The sequence below is a fragment of the Deinococcus humi genome (assembly GCF_014201875.1).
Classification (GTDB): Bacteria; Deinococcota; Deinococci; order Deinococcales; family Deinococcaceae; genus Deinococcus; species Deinococcus humi.
Genome location: NZ_JACHFL010000001.1, coordinates 462,522 through 481,816, shown reverse-complemented (window position 1 = coordinate 481,816; position 19,295 = coordinate 462,522). Strand labels below are relative to the sequence as shown.

General features: G+C 55.1%; 18 protein-coding genes. 13 read left to right on the top strand and 5 right to left on the bottom strand.

The window, feature by feature from the left end; genetic code table 11:
• The first annotated feature begins 96 nt into the window (after positions 1 to 96).
• The gene (locus tag HNQ08_RS02535; RefSeq protein WP_184127510.1) at positions 97 to 1,236 is read left to right on the top strand and encodes a mannose-1-phosphate guanylyltransferase; all 1,140 of its coding nucleotides are present in this window, start codon (positions 97 to 99) and stop codon (positions 1,234 to 1,236) included.
• Positions 1,237 to 1,269: 33 nt separating this feature from the next.
• On the opposite strand, the gene HNQ08_RS02530 is transcribed toward HNQ08_RS02535, so the two are convergent.
• The 4 genes from HNQ08_RS02530 to HNQ08_RS02515 all read right to left on the bottom strand — a co-directional run bounded on the left by HNQ08_RS02530 (position 1,270) and on the right by HNQ08_RS02515 (position 5,150).
• A complete protein-coding gene (locus tag HNQ08_RS02530; RefSeq protein ID WP_229789601.1) occupies positions 1,270 to 2,025 on the bottom strand; it encodes an HAD-IIB family hydrolase in 756 nt (251 codons plus the stop codon).
• The gene (locus tag HNQ08_RS02525) at positions 2,022 to 3,146 is read right to left on the bottom strand and encodes a phosphoribosyltransferase domain-containing protein (RefSeq protein ID WP_184127509.1); all 1,125 of its coding nucleotides are present in this window, start codon (positions 3,144 to 3,146) and stop codon (positions 2,022 to 2,024) included. Before HNQ08_RS02525 ends, HNQ08_RS02530 begins: the two co-directional genes overlap by 4 nt.
• Positions 3,143 to 4,195, bottom strand: a complete 1,053-nt coding sequence (locus HNQ08_RS02520; protein WP_184127508.1) for an ATP-grasp domain-containing protein — start codon at positions 4,193 to 4,195, stop codon at positions 3,143 to 3,145. The genes HNQ08_RS02525 and HNQ08_RS02520 overlap by 4 nt, the downstream gene beginning before the upstream one ends.
• A 202-nt stretch (positions 4,196 to 4,397) precedes the next feature.
• Positions 4,398 to 5,150: a hypothetical protein gene (locus HNQ08_RS02515; RefSeq protein WP_184127507.1), complete on the bottom strand. Its 753-nt coding sequence runs from the start codon at positions 5,148 to 5,150 to the stop codon at positions 4,398 to 4,400.
• 443 nt (positions 5,151 to 5,593) lie between these two features.
• On the opposite strand from HNQ08_RS02515, the gene HNQ08_RS02510 reads away from it, so the two are divergent.
• A complete protein-coding gene (locus HNQ08_RS02510; RefSeq protein WP_184127506.1) occupies positions 5,594 to 5,902 on the top strand; it encodes a hypothetical protein in 309 nt (102 codons plus the stop codon).
• A gap of 24 nt (positions 5,903 to 5,926) precedes the next feature.
• Here HNQ08_RS02510 and HNQ08_RS02505 read toward each other — a convergent pair whose 3' ends face one another.
• A complete protein-coding gene (locus HNQ08_RS02505; RefSeq protein ID WP_229789600.1) occupies positions 5,927 to 6,463 on the bottom strand; it encodes a GNAT family N-acetyltransferase in 537 nt (178 codons plus the stop codon).
• 716 nt (positions 6,464 to 7,179) lie between these two features.
• Here HNQ08_RS02505 and HNQ08_RS02500 point away from each other — a divergent pair.
• The 11 genes from HNQ08_RS02500 (at position 7,180) to HNQ08_RS02450 (ending at position 19,293) form a co-directional block, all read left to right on the top strand.
• Positions 7,180 to 8,751, top strand: a complete 1,572-nt coding sequence (locus tag HNQ08_RS02500) for a polysaccharide biosynthesis tyrosine autokinase (RefSeq protein WP_229789599.1) — start codon at positions 7,180 to 7,182, stop codon at positions 8,749 to 8,751.
• On the top strand, positions 8,751 to 10,196 hold the full coding sequence (wbaP, locus tag HNQ08_RS02495; RefSeq protein WP_342355671.1) for an undecaprenyl-phosphate galactose phosphotransferase WbaP: 1,446 nt from the start codon (positions 8,751 to 8,753) through the stop codon (positions 10,194 to 10,196). Before HNQ08_RS02500 ends, wbaP begins: the two co-directional genes overlap by 1 nt.
• Positions 10,197 to 10,244: 48 nt before the next feature.
• On the top strand, positions 10,245 to 10,973 hold the full coding sequence (locus tag HNQ08_RS02490; protein ID WP_184127505.1) for an acyltransferase: 729 nt from the start codon (positions 10,245 to 10,247) through the stop codon (positions 10,971 to 10,973).
• Between the two features lie 15 nt (positions 10,974 to 10,988).
• Positions 10,989 to 11,423 carry a sugar 3,4-ketoisomerase gene (locus tag HNQ08_RS02485; RefSeq protein WP_184127504.1) on the top strand — a complete coding sequence of 145 codons (435 nt, stop codon included), beginning with the start codon at positions 10,989 to 10,991 and terminating at the stop codon, positions 11,421 to 11,423.
• A complete protein-coding gene (locus HNQ08_RS02480) occupies positions 11,420 to 12,538 on the top strand; it encodes a DegT/DnrJ/EryC1/StrS family aminotransferase (protein WP_184127503.1) in 1,119 nt (372 codons plus the stop codon). The genes HNQ08_RS02485 and HNQ08_RS02480 overlap by 4 nt, the downstream gene beginning before the upstream one ends.
• A 6-nt stretch (positions 12,539 to 12,544) precedes the next feature.
• Positions 12,545 to 13,978 (top strand): oligosaccharide flippase family protein, encoded by a 1,434-nt coding sequence (locus HNQ08_RS02475; RefSeq protein ID WP_268239994.1) that lies wholly within the window; start codon positions 12,545 to 12,547, stop codon positions 13,976 to 13,978.
• Between the two features lie 75 nt (positions 13,979 to 14,053).
• Entirely contained in the window at positions 14,054 to 15,010 is a 957-nt protein-coding gene (locus HNQ08_RS02470; protein WP_184127501.1) for a glycosyltransferase family 2 protein, read from the top strand.
• Entirely contained in the window at positions 15,000 to 16,100 is a 1,101-nt protein-coding gene (locus HNQ08_RS02465) for a glycosyltransferase family 4 protein (RefSeq protein WP_184127500.1), read from the top strand. Before HNQ08_RS02470 ends, HNQ08_RS02465 begins: the two co-directional genes overlap by 11 nt.
• A complete protein-coding gene (locus HNQ08_RS02460) occupies positions 16,097 to 16,954 on the top strand; it encodes a glycosyltransferase family 2 protein (RefSeq protein ID WP_184127499.1) in 858 nt (285 codons plus the stop codon). Before HNQ08_RS02465 ends, HNQ08_RS02460 begins: the two co-directional genes overlap by 4 nt.
• 66 nt (positions 16,955 to 17,020) lie before the next feature.
• The gene (locus HNQ08_RS02455; RefSeq protein WP_184127498.1) at positions 17,021 to 18,271 is read left to right on the top strand and encodes an O-antigen ligase family protein; all 1,251 of its coding nucleotides are present in this window, start codon (positions 17,021 to 17,023) and stop codon (positions 18,269 to 18,271) included.
• Positions 18,271 to 19,293 (top strand): glycosyltransferase family 4 protein, encoded by a 1,023-nt coding sequence (locus HNQ08_RS02450; protein ID WP_184127497.1) that lies wholly within the window; start codon positions 18,271 to 18,273, stop codon positions 19,291 to 19,293. The genes HNQ08_RS02455 and HNQ08_RS02450 overlap by 1 nt, the downstream gene beginning before the upstream one ends.
• Positions 19,294 to 19,295: the final 2 nt, after the last annotated feature.

The following is a 19,295-nucleotide window of genomic DNA, read 5'->3' as shown; positions in this document are numbered from 1 at the left end:
GGACCGTGCTGGACGCGGCGTGCGCTCCGCTTGTCCCCATACCCCCAGTGTCGGGGCCGTGCAGAAGGTCCCACCTGGCACGGTAGAGTCCGGAATATGCAGACCGTCCAGACCAGTCCAGACCTGAGCGCCTCCGGGGCGGCGACCGCGCCGTTCGTGCCGGTGATCCTGGCAGGCGGCAGCGGCGAACGCTTCTGGCCGCTGTCGCGCCGCCACCGTCCCAAACAATTTCTGACCCTGGACGACTCGGGGCGCAGCCTGCTGCAGGCCACGAGTGACCGGCTGGTGACGCTGTGCGGCGAACCCGAGGGCCTGATGGTGGTGACCGGCAACGACTACCGCTCGCAGGTGCTGGAGCAGCTTCCCGACATGCCGCTGGAGAACCTGCTGGTGGAACCTGCCGCCCGTGACACGGCCCCCGCTGTGCTGTACGCGGCGCTACGAATTGCCCGCACCCAGCCCGGCGCGGTCATGGGCGTGTTCCCCGCCGATCACCGCGTCACCGATTCGCAGACCTTCGGGCGGGTGGTCCAGCAGGCCATCGCGCTGGCGGCGAGCAGCGGCCGGCTGGTCACCATCGGGATCACGCCCACCTTCCCGGCCACCGGCTACGGGTACATCCAGCGCGGTGAGGCGATGGGGGAGGGCGACGAATTCACCGCCTACACCGTCACGCGCTTCACCGAAAAGCCCGACTCCGGAACGGCGCAGGGCTTCCTGGCAGATGGGGGCTACACCTGGAACAGCGGCATCTTCGTATGGAAGGTCTCGGCCATTCTGGACGCTTTCCGTCAGCATCAGCCGGAGTTGTATGGGCTGCTCTGTGAAGCGATGGAGGCCGACAGCCGTGGCCTGACGAACCGCGCCCTGCGCGAGACCTTCCCCACCCTCCCCAAGATCAGCATCGATTACGCGATTCTGGAGAAATCGGACGCCGTCAGCGTGATTCCTGCCGAGTTCGGCTGGGATGACCTGGGCGACTGGAACGCACTGGAGCGGCTCCTGAAGGGCGAGGGCGAGAACGTCGCGGTGGGTCGCCATGTGGGTCTGGACACCGGGGGCGCGATCCTGTACACCACGGACGGCGATGACCTGATCGCCACCATCGGCCTGGAGGACGTCGTCGTGGTCCGCGCCAACGAGGTCACGCTGGTGGTGCGCAAGGACCGTACCCAGGACATCAAGCGCGTGGTGCAGCAGCTCAAGGCCCACCCGGAACTGGAACGCTTCGCCTGAACCCTTCCTGCCCTCGTAGCGGGCCTCCTGCGGTTAGCGCTGGGGCAATTTCGCGGCGGTCACAGTTCGCAGCAACTGCCCTCCTGGAGGCGTGATCGCCAGATCACAGGCGTTCATGAATCCCAGATCGCTCAGGCTGTCGCCCAGCGCCAGCGTCAGCGTGGCGTGCGGGAACTGCGTCTCGCGCAGATGGCGTACCGCCTCGCTCTTGCCCAGCCCCCGCGGCAGCACGCTCACGTTGTTGGCGTTGGCGATGACGTGCAGCCCGCTGTCATAGGTCCTTTCGACGTGCTTCTCCAGTGCCAGTTGCATCTGTTCCAGCTGGGTCGCGTCGGCGTCTGGGTGCTTGAAGACGGTCATGAAATGGGTGCCATGGGCGGTGTGGCGGGTCAGGCGGCAGCCGTGTTCGGCGGCCAGTCCAGTGACGGCGGCGGTGCAGTCGGCCAGTGCATCCTGTAACGGTTCGAGCTGTGTCAGTACGTATGTGCGCCAGTCGAGGTCCACCCCTCCGTCCGGGCGGAGCAGTGTCAGCCCGTGGTCCAGGATCCGCCACGAGGTAAATGGAAGCGTTACCCGCGCCATCGCCGCCTGATCGCGGCCCGTGACCGGGATGAGGGTCACGCCGCTGCTGGCAAAATGGGCCAGCAGGGCCGACTGCGCGGGCGTGCAGAAGGAGTGTGGCTGGCCGTCGCGGCCCAGGGTGGCCGGGGTCAGGCCGTCCATCCCCAGTGGCAGCTTGCGCCGGGTCTGGAACAGCGTGTCGTCCAGATCGCTGAAGGCGACGATCACTGCGCCTCCAGCGGACTGAGGCAGACGGCTTCGGCCTTCTCGCCCAGCAGGGCCATCAATGCGGGATCGGGAAAGCAGCGCCCCTCGTACGTGACCAGGATGCGGGTGTAGAGGTCCGGATTCACGTTGTACAGGTAATTGGGCATGCCGTCGCCCGCGTTGTCGCTGAAGCTCAATTTGCTGGTCATCGCCAGTCCCTTCAGCACCGGACTGCGCGTGGTGGCCGAGAAGGCGCAGGATGACACCGCTGGCTCGATGTGCTGGGCCAGCGCGAAGGCCGGGTACTGGTACTCGCCCGTCCCCAGCACCAGCACCCGGTCTGTGGCGCACAGGTCCAGATCGGGCCAGCTCAATGCCACGGCCTGCCCGTAGCGCGGCCCGGCGCTGGGCAGCACCGCCGATTTGTCGGCCCCGTTGCCGGTCACAGCGGGCAATTCCGGCGGCTGCCAGTCGGGAGCAGGCGTGAAGCTGTAGCCCCCACGCGTCAGGCTCACGAAGGTCACGGGCAGGGCCAGCGCCCGCTCGATCTCGTCGCGGCGCGAGCACCAGTCAGTCAGGCTGACCATCACGACGCGGCGCAGGTGTGGGTGCAGCCTGTGCCACTCGCGGGCCAGATTTTCCAGCGTGGTCCCGGTGGACAGCTCGTCGTCGATCAGCACCAGATCGGTGGCGGCGCGGGCCGCCGGGCCGGGATCGTACAGCAGGTGGGCCGGGGCATGCGAGTGCGGTTCGTCGAAGCGCAGCAGCAGGGGACGGTCCGTCTGATAACGCGTGGTGTGCTGAAAGGTGGCGGCCTGGCCTGGATGCTGCCCGCGCCACGCCTGAAACACGCCCTCGCCCAGCGCGGTGGCCGTTTCCGCCAGCCCGACGAAATGGGGGGCAGTCAGGGTGGGCAACGCCGCTGCCAGCGTCCTATACGTCCCCGCCGCCACCAGCGGAGAAACCGGGATGTGCTTGCCCAGCACCCGGCTGACGAACAGAAAGCCGCGCCTGGGATTCTGCCGCACCGCGTAGTCCAGCAGGGTGTCCAGCGGCGGATGCGGCGCTTCCAGCCACAGTTTCAGCGTGCCGCTGGGCAGCGTGACCGTGTGCTCGGTCCGGGCAGGCGAGGCAGGGGTCAAGCTGTTGCCTCCGCGCCCTGGACGACGCGGGCCACCTTGTCCTCGGCGACGCGCAGCCCAGTCTGGACCGGAGGCATTGCGGCGCGGTCCAGGACGCCTGTCGCGGCGTCGAGCAGCAACAGCGGGAAATTGACCCCCGCCGCCAGGCTGTAGCGCAGGCCACCGGAGGCGCGGGCGTTGATTTCCAGCATGTTGGGCCTGCGGTTGCGCCCCTCGTGATCTGGCCCGTCCTTGGTCTGGAAGTTGAAGATGCCGCTCAGGCCGTAGCGGGCGCTGATCTGTCGGGCGGCTTCCAGCAGATCGGGGCGGTCCTCGATCTGCTGGCCTCCCTCATTGCCTTGGCCGCTCTTGCGGCGCACCACCGCGCGCAGCAGCTCGCCCTGCCACGCCACGCAGTCCACGCTGCGCTCAGCGCCCTCCAGTGTGTGCATCAGCAGCATGGTGGGCAAGTCGCCCTGTGCGGTTCCCTGGGCGAACAGCTCACGCGCCGCCGCTTGGCTCATCTGGTACAGCTCGCCCGCCAGGAACGACTTCAGGTCTGGCGTGTCCAGCAGGACCCGGAACCCGCTGGCGTAGATGCCCCGCGCGGGCTTGACGCACAGGCGCACGCCCGGCTCACGCAGGGCTGCCACCGCCTCATCAAACGTCTGGAGGCTGTCAAAGGTGGTCCAGCGCGGAATTGGCAGGATATCGGTCTCCCAGTCGCGCAGGAACTCGTCCTTGCGTTCCAGATGGCGCTGGGTGGCCTCCGTCGCGGGCACGATCAGCGTGACGCCTGCTGCCTCAAACCGCCCTGCCCAGCTCGCCAGCCGTTCGCGCTCCTTGCCGGGAATGACCAGACTGATGCCGTGCTGCACGCAGGCGTTAAGCAGCCACGCCGCGTAGTCGTCGCCCAGCAGGCCGCGCGGTTCCAGAAAAGTGTGATCCGCCGCCGCCAGCATGCCGTGGCCTGGATCGGTGTGACTGGCCCAGACCGTGTAACGGGTGCCCCTCAGGGCTTGAAGCTGGGCGGCGGTGACGCTGAAGTTCTTGGTGAACAGGATATTCATGGGCTGGAGCCTCGTCGTGGAGTGAGAGAGTCGGGGTTTGGGGTTTCTGCTGTGACTGCCGTGGCGCATGGTGGCTGGGAGCGAGGCGGTGTGCTGATCAGGGCTCAGCAGGCTCCTCAGCGCTTTCGCGGCCAGCTTGGGGGCAGAGGTATGGGAGGAGGGGAGACCGGACCCCTCGCGGATGGAGGAGTCGCGGCTGCCCCTATCCCCTGCGTCCCACCTCGGCAGCCAGTTCTTCGGCCAGGTCTCCAGCACGGCGTAACGCCTCGGCTTTCAGGCGCTCGCCGTGCCCAGCCAGCAGCGCCCGCACGCGGGCCAGCTGATCGACATTCAGGTGGGCGCGCACGCCCTCAGTGGTGGTCTCGGCACGGTGTCCAGTCAGGCCAAAGATCAGTCCCAGCAGCACGCGCTTTTGTAACTCGTCTGACGCGCGGATGATGCGTTCAGGGTGGGTGAGCAGGTGGTGGCGGTGCAGTGTGGCGGCCAGCAGACGGTCGGCCAGAGAGCCACGGCCTGCCAGCAGCACGGCGGGGGTGACCTGCCGGGCGGCCTGCCGGTAATCGTCGGGGTTGCCGCCGTGGGTGTAGGCCCAGCCGTCGGCGCGCACGTCCACCAGCTTTTCGGTGTCCACGGCCTTCAGCAGTCTGGCCAGCTCGTCTTCGGTCAGGTCCGTGGCATCCACCAGACGGGTCAGGACGTCGTCCTGTTCGGGCTGGCCGATCCGGGCCAGCAGCGCCGCGCTCTCACGCCAGCGGTCCAGGGCCGAGAGTTCCTGCGAGACGGGCAGGCTGGCGTCCAGGTCATACAGCGTCAGGTCATGGGTCTTCAGGTGGGCCAGCAGCAGGCGTCCAGCGTTGGTGCGTTCGCCGCCCACCCCCCGGCGGTACAGGTGCAACAGCTTGCGCCCCCGCTCCAGGTGGGGGTCTTGCTCACGGGGCTGATCGGGAGCGGTCATGGCACCCCGTCCTGGGGCCGGAGGAAAAGCGACATCAGGTCACAGTCTAGAACGTTCGCTGGCGCGGCGCTGCCAGGATTGGACGGCTGTCTGGAGGTCCGGATGCCGCGTCCACGCCTTGCCTCGGGCTTCGAGGCCAATATTGGGTGGGCGTCACATGCGGATCACGGCGCGCAAGCTGGGGCGGGGGAACCTCAGAACATGCGCTGTGCTGAATATTGGTTCCATCGTCTGGACTGTGTGCGATCTGGGCTAGGTGGCCACGTTCTGGACGGCAGAGGTTGCTGGCGCTACGGACCGGATGCCGATCGAGGAGTGCTGGTCGGTCTTAACCGCAACCGCTTCCGTGGGATCCAGAAGCCGGCGAGATGGTTTCGTTACCTCGGTGGTCAACGCTGAGGGGCGCTACAGAATGCATTCCACGCCCGCGCTAGCCTGCCATCATGGGCAAGAAAGACCGCAACACCCCGCGCCTGGCCTTCGCGTCGCTGCGTGACATGCCCGGCACCCGCGTCATGTTCTGGGTGGTGGACGAGTGCCCGTACTGCAATGAACGCCACATGCACATCGCTGGAAACCTGCGCCTGGCCGATCCAGGTGAGTCTCTGGGCGAGTACCCGGCCCCCTGCGATCCTTCCCGCGTGTACGAGGTCACCCTGCCGCCACGCCCCAAACGCAAGCAGGGCAAAGAAGCCCGTCGCAAGGCAAGACGCGAGGGCCGCGACGAGGTTCTGGACGACGACAAGTGGTAGGCGGTAGATGGGCGCTTTTGCCTGCTAATTCTTGCCAGCCTCATCCCCGATGCGTTTCCAGTACAGCCGTGTCCCGGTCAGGCCACCGTACGGCTTGAGGGCGTAGTCGGGCAATTCTCCGGCGAAGGTGTAACCCGCGCGCTCGTACAGCCCCGCTGCTCCACCGTCCGAGGCGGTGTCCAGCACCAGCATGGTGCGTCCGTGGAGTACGGCCTGTGCCTCGGCGGCCTGCAGCAACATCGTTGCCACGCCCCTTCCACGCCAGCGGGGATGGGTCATCATCTTGGCGATCTCGGCGCGGTGGGGCTGATTAGGTGGCGTGTTCAGGATCAGGGTGACTGTGCCGATCAGCTGTGGTCCGTCCCAGCCTCCTAGGATGATTCGTTCACCGCGCTCGGCAGCGGCCAGCGCCCCCGCCCAGAAATCAGTGGCTGCTTCCAGCATCAGCGGGTGCATAAATCCCACCGAACCTCCTCCGGCCACCGTTTGCATCAGGAGTTCGGTCAGCTGCTCACGGGTGTCTGGCGTAGCGCTCAGTGGACTGAGATCTACTCCTCTCACTGACGGATCTGCTGCCTAGCGGTGACATATGCGTCCAGCTTGGTGTTCGCGGTCGGTGTGAAGCCCTGGTAGTTGCATCCAGTCAGCATCTTTTGCTCCTTGCGGTCCACAGTAAGCGGTTTACTCCAAACTTCTGTCCGACTCTACTCCGACTGGGATGTAGGAGTTGTCCTCCTGAAGACCATGTCCTGTATATGTCGCGCGTGGACCTGATCACCCTGCGCGCTCTCACCCCACTGTGTTTTCTCATGTTTTTACAGCAATCTTGGGAATGATGTGGACTACGTCTGTGAGTCCCATGCTCTCATGAGCCTCACCCTGCTGTGGCCCGTCAAAGGACAGCTTGGCCCGGCCGGGTGGGGCATATCGTCCTCATCCCTTCCCCTAAAGTCGTAGGATGTGCCGACGCCCGCCCTGGACGTGTGGAGTTTCCCTATGCAAGTAACAGCCATGACCACGCTAAGCGGCGCAAGCGCCACCTTCATTTCTTTTGTTCTGCCTTTTGCCGTCCTCTGTGGAGGGCCGTGGCCCTCCGGGAGTCGGTTGAGCCTTATGAATCGTGCCCCGGGTAGGGCGCGCCTCCCGTGCTGGCTCCGGAAGTCCGCAGTTGTGGGGCGCTGCGAGTGAGCGTCTTTCCACCTGAAGAAGTAGCCAGACGCCGTGCGGCGCCAAACCCAGCTCCAGAGTCGGACAATGAGATCGAACTAGGAGCGCTCTTGCAGGGCATCCGGCGTCGGCTGCCCTGGATTCTGGGGGCTACTGTGCTGGTCACTGTCGGTGTGTATGTCTGGTCGAAGACGCAGCCGGACGTCTACGAGGCGTCGTCGAGTCTGGTGACTGCGGGCAGCGCCAACACCGGCACTCTAGGTGATTCCCTGGTTACTGCCTCGGCGTTGCCACAGGGGGCCCTGCAGGAGGCCTTGCAGGGCCCTATTGTGCTGGGCGAGATCATCCGCCGGGTCGGGGCGGTGCCGACCATTGCCCCTGAAGTACGTCGTGAACTGTCCCGTGACCTGCAAGAGCAACTACAAAAGCGCAAACTGACTTCCGTAGAATTGCAACCTCGTCTGGATCCGGGGGGCAACGGAATCTATACGGTCACGGCCCAGGCTCCTACGCCCCAGGCTGCTGCCACGCTGACCGATCTGAGCGTTGAGGCGCTGCTCAATTGGGACCGGGGCCGGGCGCTCTCGGGTATCGAGCGCGCTGAGCGGGGTCTGCGTGCCCAGTTGGTGGAGATCGATCGGCAACTCGCCCAGGGTGGCCTGCCCGCCCTTGAGCGTCAGACCCTGGTGGCGGCCCGTGCCAGCGCCCAGCGCAGCCTGGCCCAGGCGGGAATTCAGGCCCAGGCTGCCACCGGATTTCTGGAGCTGGTGGCCCCAGCGGTCGTCCCGCTGGACCGGGTGGCTCCTAAGCCTACTCGCAACGCGGTGTTGGCTGGGCTGCTGACCCTGCTGCTGGGCCTGGGACTGGCTGCTCTACGAACGGTGACCGACCGTACTGCCCGCAGCGAGGACGACCTGCTGACTTTCGGCCTGCCCACACTGGGCAGCATTCCCCGCTTGCGCCGCCGGGACATCGTGTTCAGCGGTATTGTCCGTGCGGCGCGCGAAGCGGGTCTGTATGAGGCAGTGGGCTTTTTGCGGGTCAATCTGCTGACCCGGATCGGGGAGCGGCCTGGCCAGTGCATCATGGTCACCTCCACCGTTCCGGGCGAAGGTAAGAGCAGCCTGACCGCCACCCTCGCCGACGGTCTAGCGACCAGCGGTAAGCGCGTGCTGATTATTGACGCGGATATGCGCCGGGGGACCCAACAAGACGTGTGGGACAAGTACCAGCGCGATCATCAGTGGTCTCAGCTGGTGGGTGTGGGCGGGGCGCGGACCTTGCAAGAGGCGTTGCTGGACCCCAGCAATGTTCAAGTGATGCAGGCGGAACCCAATCTCCATCTATTGCCCGCTGGACCTGGCATGCACGACAGTCTCGGTCGGCTGAACCGTGCCGATCTGGGGGGACGTCTGGCTGAATGGGGCCGGGGTTACGACCTGATTCTGATCGACAGCCCCCCGCTGCTAGCTCTCGCGGACGCGCTGGTGCTGGGGCGTCATGTCGATCATGTGCTGCTGGTGGTAGAGGAGGGTAAGACCAGCCTGCAGGCGGTTAAGCAGAGTGTGCGTCGCGCTCAGGGTGCGAATCTGGATATCTTAGGCTTTGTCCTAAATAAGGTCACAGCAACCTCAGAAAGCCGGAGCTACAGCTACGATTACGCCCCCAGGTTAAGGGAATAGTGCTTGTGGGTGTTGTGTCTCCCGTTCCTCCTGCTGTGCGGTCGGCAGAGCGTCAGCGCCCCTGGACCTTTTCCAGCGTTCCGCAAGGACTGACCCTGGCTCTGGGAGACGTCTTGAGTTTGCTGCTGGCCTGTGCCCCAACGCTGATCCTGACCCGTATTCTGGGATGGCATCCCATCGACCTTCCCGAAACACTGGTCTGGGGCGCACTGTGGTTGATCTGGCGGGGGTATCAGGGCCTCTATCCTGGTTACGGACGATCTCCTCAGACCGAACTGAGGCTGCATGTAGTGGGCACCCTGCAGGTGGCAGGCGTCCAGTTGGCGGCGGCCCTGGCCATTCAGCGGCTGACCCCCACCCCTCCCAGTGCCCTAGTGCTGTGGGCCTTGCTGCTGGTGACAGCCCTGACTATGCGTTACGCGCTCCGAAGTCTACTGATCCGCTGGGGACAATACGGCCGCCCCATCAGTGTAATTGGGGCCGGTCACACCGCCGAACTGGCGATCGCCCATCTGTGTCAGCATCCCGCTTACGGCCTTAACCCGGTCTACGCCTACGACGACAACCCGGAGTTACAGGGGCGCCACGTTCGAGGGGTGCCGGTAATCGGACCAATTGAACTGGCGCTGACAATGCCGCGAACTCAGCAGGCCCTGATTTCCATTCCCGGTGCACGGGCCGAGACCCAGCGCCGACTGGTCAATGGTATTTACAGTGCCTTTCCGCTGACTTGGGTAATCCCTGACCTATTCGGTGTGCCCAACCAGGGCCTGCAAACGCACAGCATCGGTGCAATTGCCAGCTTGGAGATCCGTAACAACTTGCGGAGTTTGCGCTCACGGTTGGTCAAGCGCATCCTTGATCTGCTGTGTGCCATCGTCTGTACAGTGCTGGCCTTGCCGCTGTTGCTCATTATTGCCGTGGCCATTCGGTTGGAAAGTAAGGGGCCGGTCATTTACAAGGCTTATCGCTTGGGACGTTACGGTCAGCCCTTTCCCTGCTACAAATTTCGCAGCATGCATGAAGATGCTGAACAGCGCCTGGAGTCACTGCTTAAGGAGTGTCCCGAACTTCGGCATGAATATGAGACATTTCATAAATTGAAACAGGACCCACGTGTCACACGCATTGGGGGACTATTACGCATGACCAGTCTGGACGAATTGCCACAGCTCTGGAATGTGCTGATGGGTCAGATGAGTCTCGTTGGACCGCGCCCTTATCTTCCCCGCGAAAGCCAAAAAATTGGACATGCTATTGACACGATCCTGCGTGTGCGGCCTGGCATGACAGGGTACTGGCAGGTCAATGACCGCAGCGAGAGTACTTTCGAGCAAAGAGTCGACATGGATCAGTTTTATATTGCCAATTGGTCTCCCTGGCTGGACCTTGTGATTTTGCTTCAGACTGTGCGAGTTGTTGTGAGAGGTATGGGCGCGTATTGAGGGTCGATAATTACTCTTCAGGAAATTGAACGCGTAGGGAGGATTTGTATGTTTCACGAGTCCGCTGTTATTGAAACTAAAAATATTGGAGAAGAAACATCTATAGGCCCTTTTTGTGTGATAGCTCGAGATGTAACCATTGGCGCACGTGTGATAATTCATCCTCATGTGGTAATCGGTGAGGGCGTTTCAATTGCAGATGAGGTCGAAATTTTCCCTGGTGCTTATCTAGGAAAAGCTCCGAAAGGTGCAGGAGCATTGGCGCGGCAGCCTATATTTGAGCGCCAAATTCGGATTGGACGGGGAACATCTATCGGACCTTCTGCAACCATCTATTATGACGTTACTATCGGCCGGGATACCTTGATTGGAGATGGTGCATCTATCCGTGAGAGGTGCACCATAGGAGATAGATGTATTATTAGTCGATACGTTACTATTAATTATAATAGTAAAATCGGTAACCGGACGAAAATCATGGATATGACGCATATCACGGGTAATTGCATGATAGGCGATGATGTATTCATAAGTACGGGAGTTTCCACAGTCAATGATAATGCTATTGGGAAGGCAGGATACAACGAGGACGACATTAGGGGGCCTATCGTGCATGATGGTGCTGCCGTAGGTGCCAATGCCACCCTCCTTCCTGGGATAGTGATTGAACGGAACGCTATAGTAGGTTCTGGGTCCGTAGTTACTAAAAATGTTGCTCCCTGGACCTTGGTGATGGGCGCTCCAGCAAGATTTGTTCGTAAAATAGAAGATTTATAACATTAAAAAGGATTTATGACTCTAAAAGCCGACATCAGAACTATCAAGCTGCCTAAGATCCAAGATCCGCGCGGCAACCTGACCTTTATTGAAGGTGGTCAGCACATCCCATTTGACATTCAGCGGGTTTATTATTTATATGACGTTCCTGCTGGGGAAATGCGTGGTGGTCATGCTCACAAGGAACTTCAACAACTGGTGATCGCCGCATCTGGCAGCTTTGATGTCATCCTTGATGATGGTTATAAACAGCAGAGATATACCCTGAACCGACCCAATATCGGTCTTTTTATTCCTCGACTGGTCTGGCGAGAACTGGAGAACTTTTCCTCTGGCTCAGTTTGTCTCGTTATGGCATCCTTACGTTACGACGAGGGCGACTACTATCGTGATTATCAGGATTTCAAGCAGGCTGTTCAAATTCCCCAGAGTGCGCCAGGAGAACGATGACAACTGTTCCTTTCTTGAATTTGCGTGATGCATATCTTGAGCTTAAAAGTGAAATCGACGCTGCCGTCGCGCGCGTAACCGATAGTGGCTGGTTTTTGATGGGCGAGGAGCTGTCTGCTTTCGAACATGAATTCGCATCATATACTGGAACGCAGCATTGTATTGGGGTCGGAAACGGCTTGGACGCTCTGCGCATCTGTCTTACAGCCAAGGGAATTGGACCGGGTGATGAAGTTATTGTTCCAAGTAACACATATATTGCCACTTGGCTTGCCGTGAGTCAGGTGGGCGCTACATTGGTGCCTGTTGAGCCGGATGAGCGAACCTACAACATAGATCCCTATAAAATCGAAGCTGCCATCACGCCGCGGACCAAAGCAATGATCCCCGTTCATCTGTACGGACAACCGGCGGATATGGACCCCATCATGTTGATTGCGCAGCAGCACAACCTCTTTGTGTTAGAGGACGCGGCACAGGCTCAGGGTGCGAAGTATCGGGGGCGGCCTGTCGGTGGTCTTGGAGACGCCGCCGCCTGGAGCTTTTATCCGGGCAAGAATCTGGGGGCCTTTGGCGATGGAGGCGCAATCACTACGAACGATCACCAGTTGGCTGAGCGGTTGAGACTCCTTCGGAACTACGGATCAGCCGTTAAGTATGTTCACGAGATCCAGGGTGGCAACAGCAGGCTTGATGAGCTTCAGGCCGCTGTTCTGCGCGTCAAGCTGCGTCATCTTGATGACTGGAATAGGCGGCGTCAGCAGATAGCGCAGCGCTATTTGGGCGAATTACAAGATGTTGGGCTGGGTTTACCTTTCGTGCCAGACGACATAGAGTCGGTTTGGCATCTGTTCGTGGTGCGTTCTGGTGACCGTGACACCCTTCAGGCCCGCCTAGCTGCCAGCAAGGTCCAGACGCTGATTCACTATCCCACCCCTCCCCACCTACAGGGGGCATACCGTGAGCTTTGCTGGGAGCGGGGACGTTTTCCAATTGCTGAGCGTATTCACGACGAGGTGCTAAGCCTGCCTATCGGGCCTCAACTTGGCAGCAATCAGGTGCAAGCTGTGATCGACGCTACTCGGCAGTCCTCTAGCAAGCTCATACAGGTCTAAGTTCCGTTGCGACGTGTTCTTCAGGCTTCGGCCATCATGGGCCTGAGTTCAGTGGTGACTGTGGGCCTTAGCGCTCTGCGTTATAAACTGCTGGCCCTGGAACTCGGATCAGAGGGAATTGGTCTTCTAGGGCTGTTCGCTACAGTGCTGGCACTAGGAGTAACGCTCTTTGGGGTGGGGGTGGGCTCTAGCGGTGTCCGTCAGGTGGCCGCTTCGCAAGGCGATGAGGGCGAATTTGGTGCGGCCACGCGCGCCGCTCTGTTACGAGGATCGTGGCTTTTGGGATTGATTGCTGTGGCTGTCGGTTTACTGCTTTTGCCGGTGCTGCGAGGGACCTTGTTCCTAGATGTCCCGGCCCCACTTACCGTCTGCTTGATCATCGCCGTCGCGGCGTCGGTGGTGAGCGCAGGGCAGGTGGGACTACTCAACGGGCTGGGCCGTTTGCCTGAAATTGCCAAAGCCAACAGTTTCGGTGCGCTAATCGGCACGGCATTGACTCTCGGGCTGCTGACTATCGCACCACAGTGGGCCTTGGGGGCGGCATTTACAGCTGCTCCCCTGGCCGTGCTAGGCCTAACCACCGGATACACCTGGAAGCTACGCGTAAGGCGGGCCTTTGCCTGGGCTGAACTGTGGGGCGCGTTTAGGCCGATGCTGCTGTTTGGGCTGGCCTTCTCTGTGAGTATTCTGATGTCCAATCTGGTACAGGTGCTGGTGCGTATCCTGGTGAAGCAAGAACTCAACCTAAAAAATGTTGGTTACTTTCAGGCAGCCTGGACCATTGCCAGCGTGTATCTGGGATTTGTGATTACTGCAATGTCTGCTGAGTATTATCCTAGGATCAGTGCCATTGCGCATAATGCGTTGGAGTTGAACCGTCAGGTCAACGTGCAGATGCGCCTGGTGCTGCTAATCGCTACGCCGATTATCCTGCTGCTGATGTTTCTGGCACCTGTGATAATGGCCATCCTGTATGCCCCAGAGTTTGGCCGAGCTGCCGAATTGCTGCGCTGGCAACTGCTCGGCGATATCATAAAGATCGCCAGTTGGCCCATCGGTTTCTTATTGCTAGCGCGTGAGGCCAAGAAAGCGTTTTTTCTAACGGAGCTGGTTTGGAACGTCTCCTTTCTGGCACTGGCCCTGACGTTGCTTGGCCCATTGGGCCTAAAGGGGCTAGGGCTGGCCTATGGGATTTCCTACGCGCTGTATTTTGCGTCGGTGGTGTGGTTTTCGAAGAGGCTAACTGGTTACATGATGGAGAGCCGGATTTTGGTGTTCGTCGCGCTAGCTCTGGGTCTTGGTGTGGGAGTAGAAATTGTTAGCAATAATGATGTGATCGCGGATAATTTGATTTGGAAGATGCTCTTTATATTACTATCAGTTTTTCTAGGGGTTTTTGTTTTGGGATGGCACAAATTTAGAAAACATATAGTTGTCTAAATGAGAATTGTAATTTTGATAAGAAATGATGCTTAAAAATTTGCTCTGCAATGCTAAAAAATCAAGGGGATGATTATGACAGGCCTACCTAAAGTATCAGTTGCAATTGTCACGTACAATCAGGAGAGCTTTATTAGGCAAACCTTGGATAGCGTTATCGCTCAAGATTATGAGAATATGGAAATCATTGTTTCAGATGATGGATCCTCTGATCGAACTCCTGAAATTATCAAAGAATACGCTGATATGTACCCTGGTTTGTTAAAAATAATATTGTCTGATAATAATACTGGAATAGCTGAAAACTGCAATCGTGCGTTTTTTTCTTGTACAGGGGAATATATTGCGTGGCTCGGGGGAGACGATCTATTCTACCCTCATAAAATAACCCATCAAGTGAAGGCGATGGAAAAAAATGGAGAGTGCGATTTGTGTTTTCACGCTGTTCGAGTATTTGACTCACAGAGCGGTGTCACAATAGCGATAACAAATACCAAAGAAAGAGAAAAGCGAAATGTCAGGCAGCTGCTGTACGATGGTGTGTCGCTGCCAAGTTCCGCTATAATGGTCAGGCGATCCAGTTGCCCAGTTAATGGATTTAATGTTGGAATACCCAGGGCGAATGATTGGCTCTTCTATCTAGAATCAATGCTAAATGGATATGTCATGCGTATTGATGGTGTATTCAGTGGGTACCGCATGCATAATGGAAATATAACCAGGAATTCCCTGATAGATGACATGCATAAGACATATGAACATATTCGATATTTGCGCCCAGATCTGACATCTTTCGCGAATCGGGCTGAGGCAATAGCGTGTTATCATGAAGGACGTAAGTTATTAAATATTGGTGAGCATACAAAGGCTCAATCCATCTTTCTTAAAGGAATAAAGCTTTCGCCTCTGTATTTCCGTTTGTGGACATGGTTTATGTTCTCTGGCCTTGGGAAACATGGAATTAAGACTTTAAAGTCCTCCTACCAATTTATGGCGAGATTAGCACGAAAAAATCCCAGACATGACATCTAAACCCAGAAGAATTACCTTTATTTTGCCTGGCCCCTCTAAAAATCCTGTTGGGGGTTATAAAATAGTTTACGAATATGCCAATCGTCTTGCAGATGCAGGTTACAGCATAACAATTCTGCATCCCGCAATTATTGACAGAGATATAAATTTCTGGCAATATTTGAGAAAATGCCTCATTTTTGTTTTTAGATTAATAAATAACTCCGCTTTTCCTAAGTGGTTTTCAGTAGATGAAAGAGTCAAGCTTAGATGGGTTTTGAGTCCTGCCGCTATAGATACAGAAGATATCGATTTTATCTTTGCAACAGCTTGGCAAACTGCATCATGGGTTAATAATTATAAGATCGGTGTACATAAAAAGTTTTATTTAATACAAGGCGTCGAATCTTGGAGGATTAGCGAAGATAAATTGATAGAAACATGGCGTTATCCTATGAATAAAATTGTTATTGCAAATTGGATTAAAGAGCGTCTAGATTCAATAGGGGAATCCTCTCATTATATTCCTAACGGCTTGGATTTCGATGATTTTGGTTGCGATATACCGATAGCTGAAAGATATCCTCAAAGTGTGGCATTTCTAGTTCATGAAGCAGAATATAAAGGTTCTAAAGACTGTATAGAAGCTTTGAAGGTTGTTAAGAAAAAGTATCCTGCTCTGAAAGCTACTGCCTTTGGTGTTATTGATCGTCCTACAATACTTCCGCATTGGATTGACTATATTAAAGAGCCGAGCGTAGAAAAACTACGAGAGATATATAATAGCGTATCCATCTATATATCTGCCAGTCATTCTGAAGGCTGGGGTCTCACTGAATGTGAAGCACTACAGTGTGGGGCCGCATTAGTAGTTAGTGATATAGGAGGACATAGAGAATATGCCATCGATAACTTTACCGCTCTTCTATTTGAATTGCAGGACTTTCAGGCGCTTGCTGATAAAATTCAAGAACTTATTGAAGACAATGAAAAAAGGCAGTTTATCGCGATGAATGGGCACGATTTTGTAAGACAATTTACTTGGAAAAGATCTATAGCCAACTTAATTGAGTTACTCAATACGTTTGGGAAAAATGAGAGTCGTGTATGAAGACAGAACCATTTGTATCAATCATTATGCTTAATTGGAATGGTTGGGAGTATACGATCGAGTGCCTCAGATCTTTAGAGCGTATCACATATAAAAATTATAAAATCGTACTAATAGATAATGCATCTACAGATTCCTCAATTGAGAGAATAAAAAGCTTATTTCCTAATTTGGAAATCATAAAAAGTTCATCAAACTTGGGTTTTGGCGGTGGTAATAACATAGGAATCAGACGCTCTATTGAAGATAATTCTGACTATGTTTGGCTATTAAATAATGACACCACAGTATGCACAGATGCCCTCACGAAGTTGGTAGAGATGGCGGAATCGGATCCAAAAATTGGAGCCGTGGGTTCATTAATTGTTGATTCTGATTTTCCATATGGCGTACAGGCATGGGGTGGTGGAAAAGTCTCATTTATTTTTGGACGCGCTTGGCATTTGAAAAAGCCTGACAATATTGACTATCTTACCGCTGCCAGTGTTCTTATCAGAACTTCTATTGTAGAAACACTCGAAGGTTTTGATTCTGGCTTTTTCATGTACTGGGAAGACGTCGATTTGAGTATTAGAATTAGAAAATTAGGATTTAGCCTGGCTGTCGCTGATTTATCCAGAGTCTATCATAAAGAATCATCATCTTTAGGGAAAAAGAGTCCATTGATGGATGCGTACTATAATTATTCAGCGACACGTTTTTTTAAAAAACACAGTAAAATTGCAGAAATCCCTATACTTTTTGGATCACTTGGTAGAACTTTTAAGAGAATTTATGAAGGTGACTATCAGAGGGCAAAAATAGTTATTTTTGAAACGAAAAAAGCACTATCAGATAACATTTATGTTGCATAATGTTCAAATTGAATAGGAGGACGTCATTTGTACTACGATAACGATTTCGTGAAAATGAGATCAAATGTGAGCTTGATTCTCCAAAACGGTATTTCCATAATAGCACTATTGCTTCTTATATTGGTTTTTGTCAATGGTTTAACGTCCCAGTTGCAGATTGCCTTATTTGGCGATGTCATTATTACAACTGTTTATTTTAAATTTCTTTTAATCATCAGTTTAATTGCAGCCATGCTTTTACGGGGCAGTATCGGGGTTCCTAGGTGGGTTTCAATTTCTATTTTTGTTTTGCTTGCATATCTTGGCTTTGATATCTTAAGACTCACTATTTATGAAAATTTTGGAGTCAATTACTTAATATTCGGTATCAATTCATATTATTTTTTCTATTTAATTTTACCATTATCTTATGGAATGAAGAATATGATTCCTAATCGAAGCATAATTCGCATGCTATATTTTCTAGCTGTACCCCTAATTATTTTGGGCTTCTTTCAATGGTGGCTGCGAAATCCGCTATTGCCAACAGCATCTGCGAACGAAGCTTTTTTCGTCGGGAGTTGGCAGTTTGATCAGAGGGTGAGGGCTTTCAGTTTGTTCAATTCCCCCTTTGAATTTGGTCAGTTCTTAATATTTATTATGGCTCTTTCCCTTGCTAGTTTTCTTTTCACGAAGCACTCTCCGTGGACACTATTAGTCTTTTCCTTAAGTGTGATTGGTATTCTAATGACACTAACTCGTAACGTTTATGTTGGAGCGTCTTGTACCTTAATTACAATACTTTTGATGGGGTTTATAAAAAACTGGAAATATCTAATCCCACTTCCACTAATTTATGGTGCCTTATCTTTTTTATTAGCAAATAGCAGCCGACTATTCAAGGCACAAAGCGGCATATCTGATGCACAAAACTTAAATATCCGATTAGACCAATGGGAAAACTACCTCAACCAGTTGTGGAGAGGTGGTTTAGACCAGCTTATTTTTGGAAGTGGCTATATACAGAATGACAGATTTTCTCAGAGTCAGGGAACACTAATAGATAATACTTATCTAGCTGTAGTAACACACATAGGAGTAGTAGGATTGATTATTATGCTCACAATCCTATTCTGTATTTGGGTGTCAACTCTACGTAAATCGCATGATTCCACAAATGCACTCACAATTGCCTGCTGTGCGTTTATTAGCTCATATTTGGCTATGGGGGTCTTCAATATAGTGCTCACTATCCCTGGCTTGATTGCCGTCATATTCATAATATCATCCAAGAGTGTGAAGAGTCCCATAGCTGTTCAAAAATATACTGGTGAATAATGCTATATATCAACGGAAGAAGCTTTACAAGAAAAATGACCACTGGAGTACAACGTTACGCATTGGAAATAACCGAAAGGCTGAATATCAAAGCCACAACATTGCAGCCATCGGAAGTATTTTCGACTGCAATATCGGGGTATATTTGGGAACAACTGATTTTACCTTCTAGCTTAAAAGGATTTCTGTGGAGTCCTTCTAACATGGGGCCTATTCTATACCGTAAACAAGTTGTAACCATCCATGATATCGCTGTATTTGATCACCCAGAGTGGTTTAGTAAAGAGTTCAGATTAGCTTATCACCTGCTGCTGCCAACGCTCATACGGCGAGTCAAACACATTCTGACAGTATCTGAATATTCCAGACAGCGCTTAATTAAACAATTTAGCTTGTCGCCCACCAAAGTAACAGCTATCCCACTGGCAGCCGCTACTCAGTTCAAACCTCTTACTGCGTCGGAAATCATTCAGGCCCGTGTAAGGCACGGTTGGCCGGAACGGTTTCTGCTCAGTGTCAGTTCTCTTGAACCTCGCAAGAATTTGAGCCGTCTGCTGCATGCTTGGGAAGCGTGGCCGAATCGTCCTGAGGAACTTCGGCTGCTGGTGGTGGGGACGGCGAGTAAAGTTTTCGCTGGACAGGGCTTTGACCGTGTGCCAGATGGTGTTCAGTTGTTGGGCCGCGTTGAAGACACTGCGTTGCCAAGCCTATATGCCGCCGCCGAGGCACTTGTTTATCCCAGTCTTTACGAAGGTTTTGGCCTTCCACCACTTGAAGCGATGGCCTGTGGCACGCCCGTTATCACGTCAAATACGACCTCTCTGCCAGAAGTGGTGGGTGACGCCGCGCTCCTAATCAACCCATATTTGGAAGTTTCATTGCTTCAAGCCATGCAACAAATCACAGAACAGCCTCAGTTGCGGGCGGAACTAAGTGCGCGTGGCCTTGAACGTTCTAAGCTCTTTAGCTGGGATCGAACCGCTACTGAAACTGAGCGATTGTTGCTAGAACAGGCACACTAGAT

Coding starts and splice junctions, on each gene's coding strand:
- HNQ08_RS02535 (WP_184127510.1), top strand. CDS start 97: ATGCAGACCGTCCAGACCAGTCCAGACCTGAGCGCCTCCGGGGCGGCG.
- HNQ08_RS02520 (WP_184127508.1), bottom strand. CDS start 4,195: ATGAATATCCTGTTCACCAAGAACTTCAGCGTCACCGCCGCCCAGCTT.
- HNQ08_RS02515 (WP_184127507.1), bottom strand. CDS start 5,150: ATGACCGCTCCCGATCAGCCCCGTGAGCAAGACCCCCACCTGGAGCGG.
- HNQ08_RS02510 (WP_184127506.1), top strand. CDS start 5,594: ATGGGCAAGAAAGACCGCAACACCCCGCGCCTGGCCTTCGCGTCGCTG.
- HNQ08_RS02490 (WP_184127505.1), top strand. CDS start 10,245: ATGTTTCACGAGTCCGCTGTTATTGAAACTAAAAATATTGGAGAAGAA.
- HNQ08_RS02485 (WP_184127504.1), top strand. CDS start 10,989: ATGACTCTAAAAGCCGACATCAGAACTATCAAGCTGCCTAAGATCCAA.
- HNQ08_RS02480 (WP_184127503.1), top strand. CDS start 11,420: ATGACAACTGTTCCTTTCTTGAATTTGCGTGATGCATATCTTGAGCTT.
- HNQ08_RS02470 (WP_184127501.1), top strand. CDS start 14,054: ATGACAGGCCTACCTAAAGTATCAGTTGCAATTGTCACGTACAATCAG.
- HNQ08_RS02465 (WP_184127500.1), top strand. CDS start 15,000: ATGACATCTAAACCCAGAAGAATTACCTTTATTTTGCCTGGCCCCTCT.
- HNQ08_RS02460 (WP_184127499.1), top strand. CDS start 16,097: ATGAAGACAGAACCATTTGTATCAATCATTATGCTTAATTGGAATGGT.
- HNQ08_RS02450 (WP_184127497.1), top strand. CDS start 18,271: ATGCTATATATCAACGGAAGAAGCTTTACAAGAAAAATGACCACTGGA.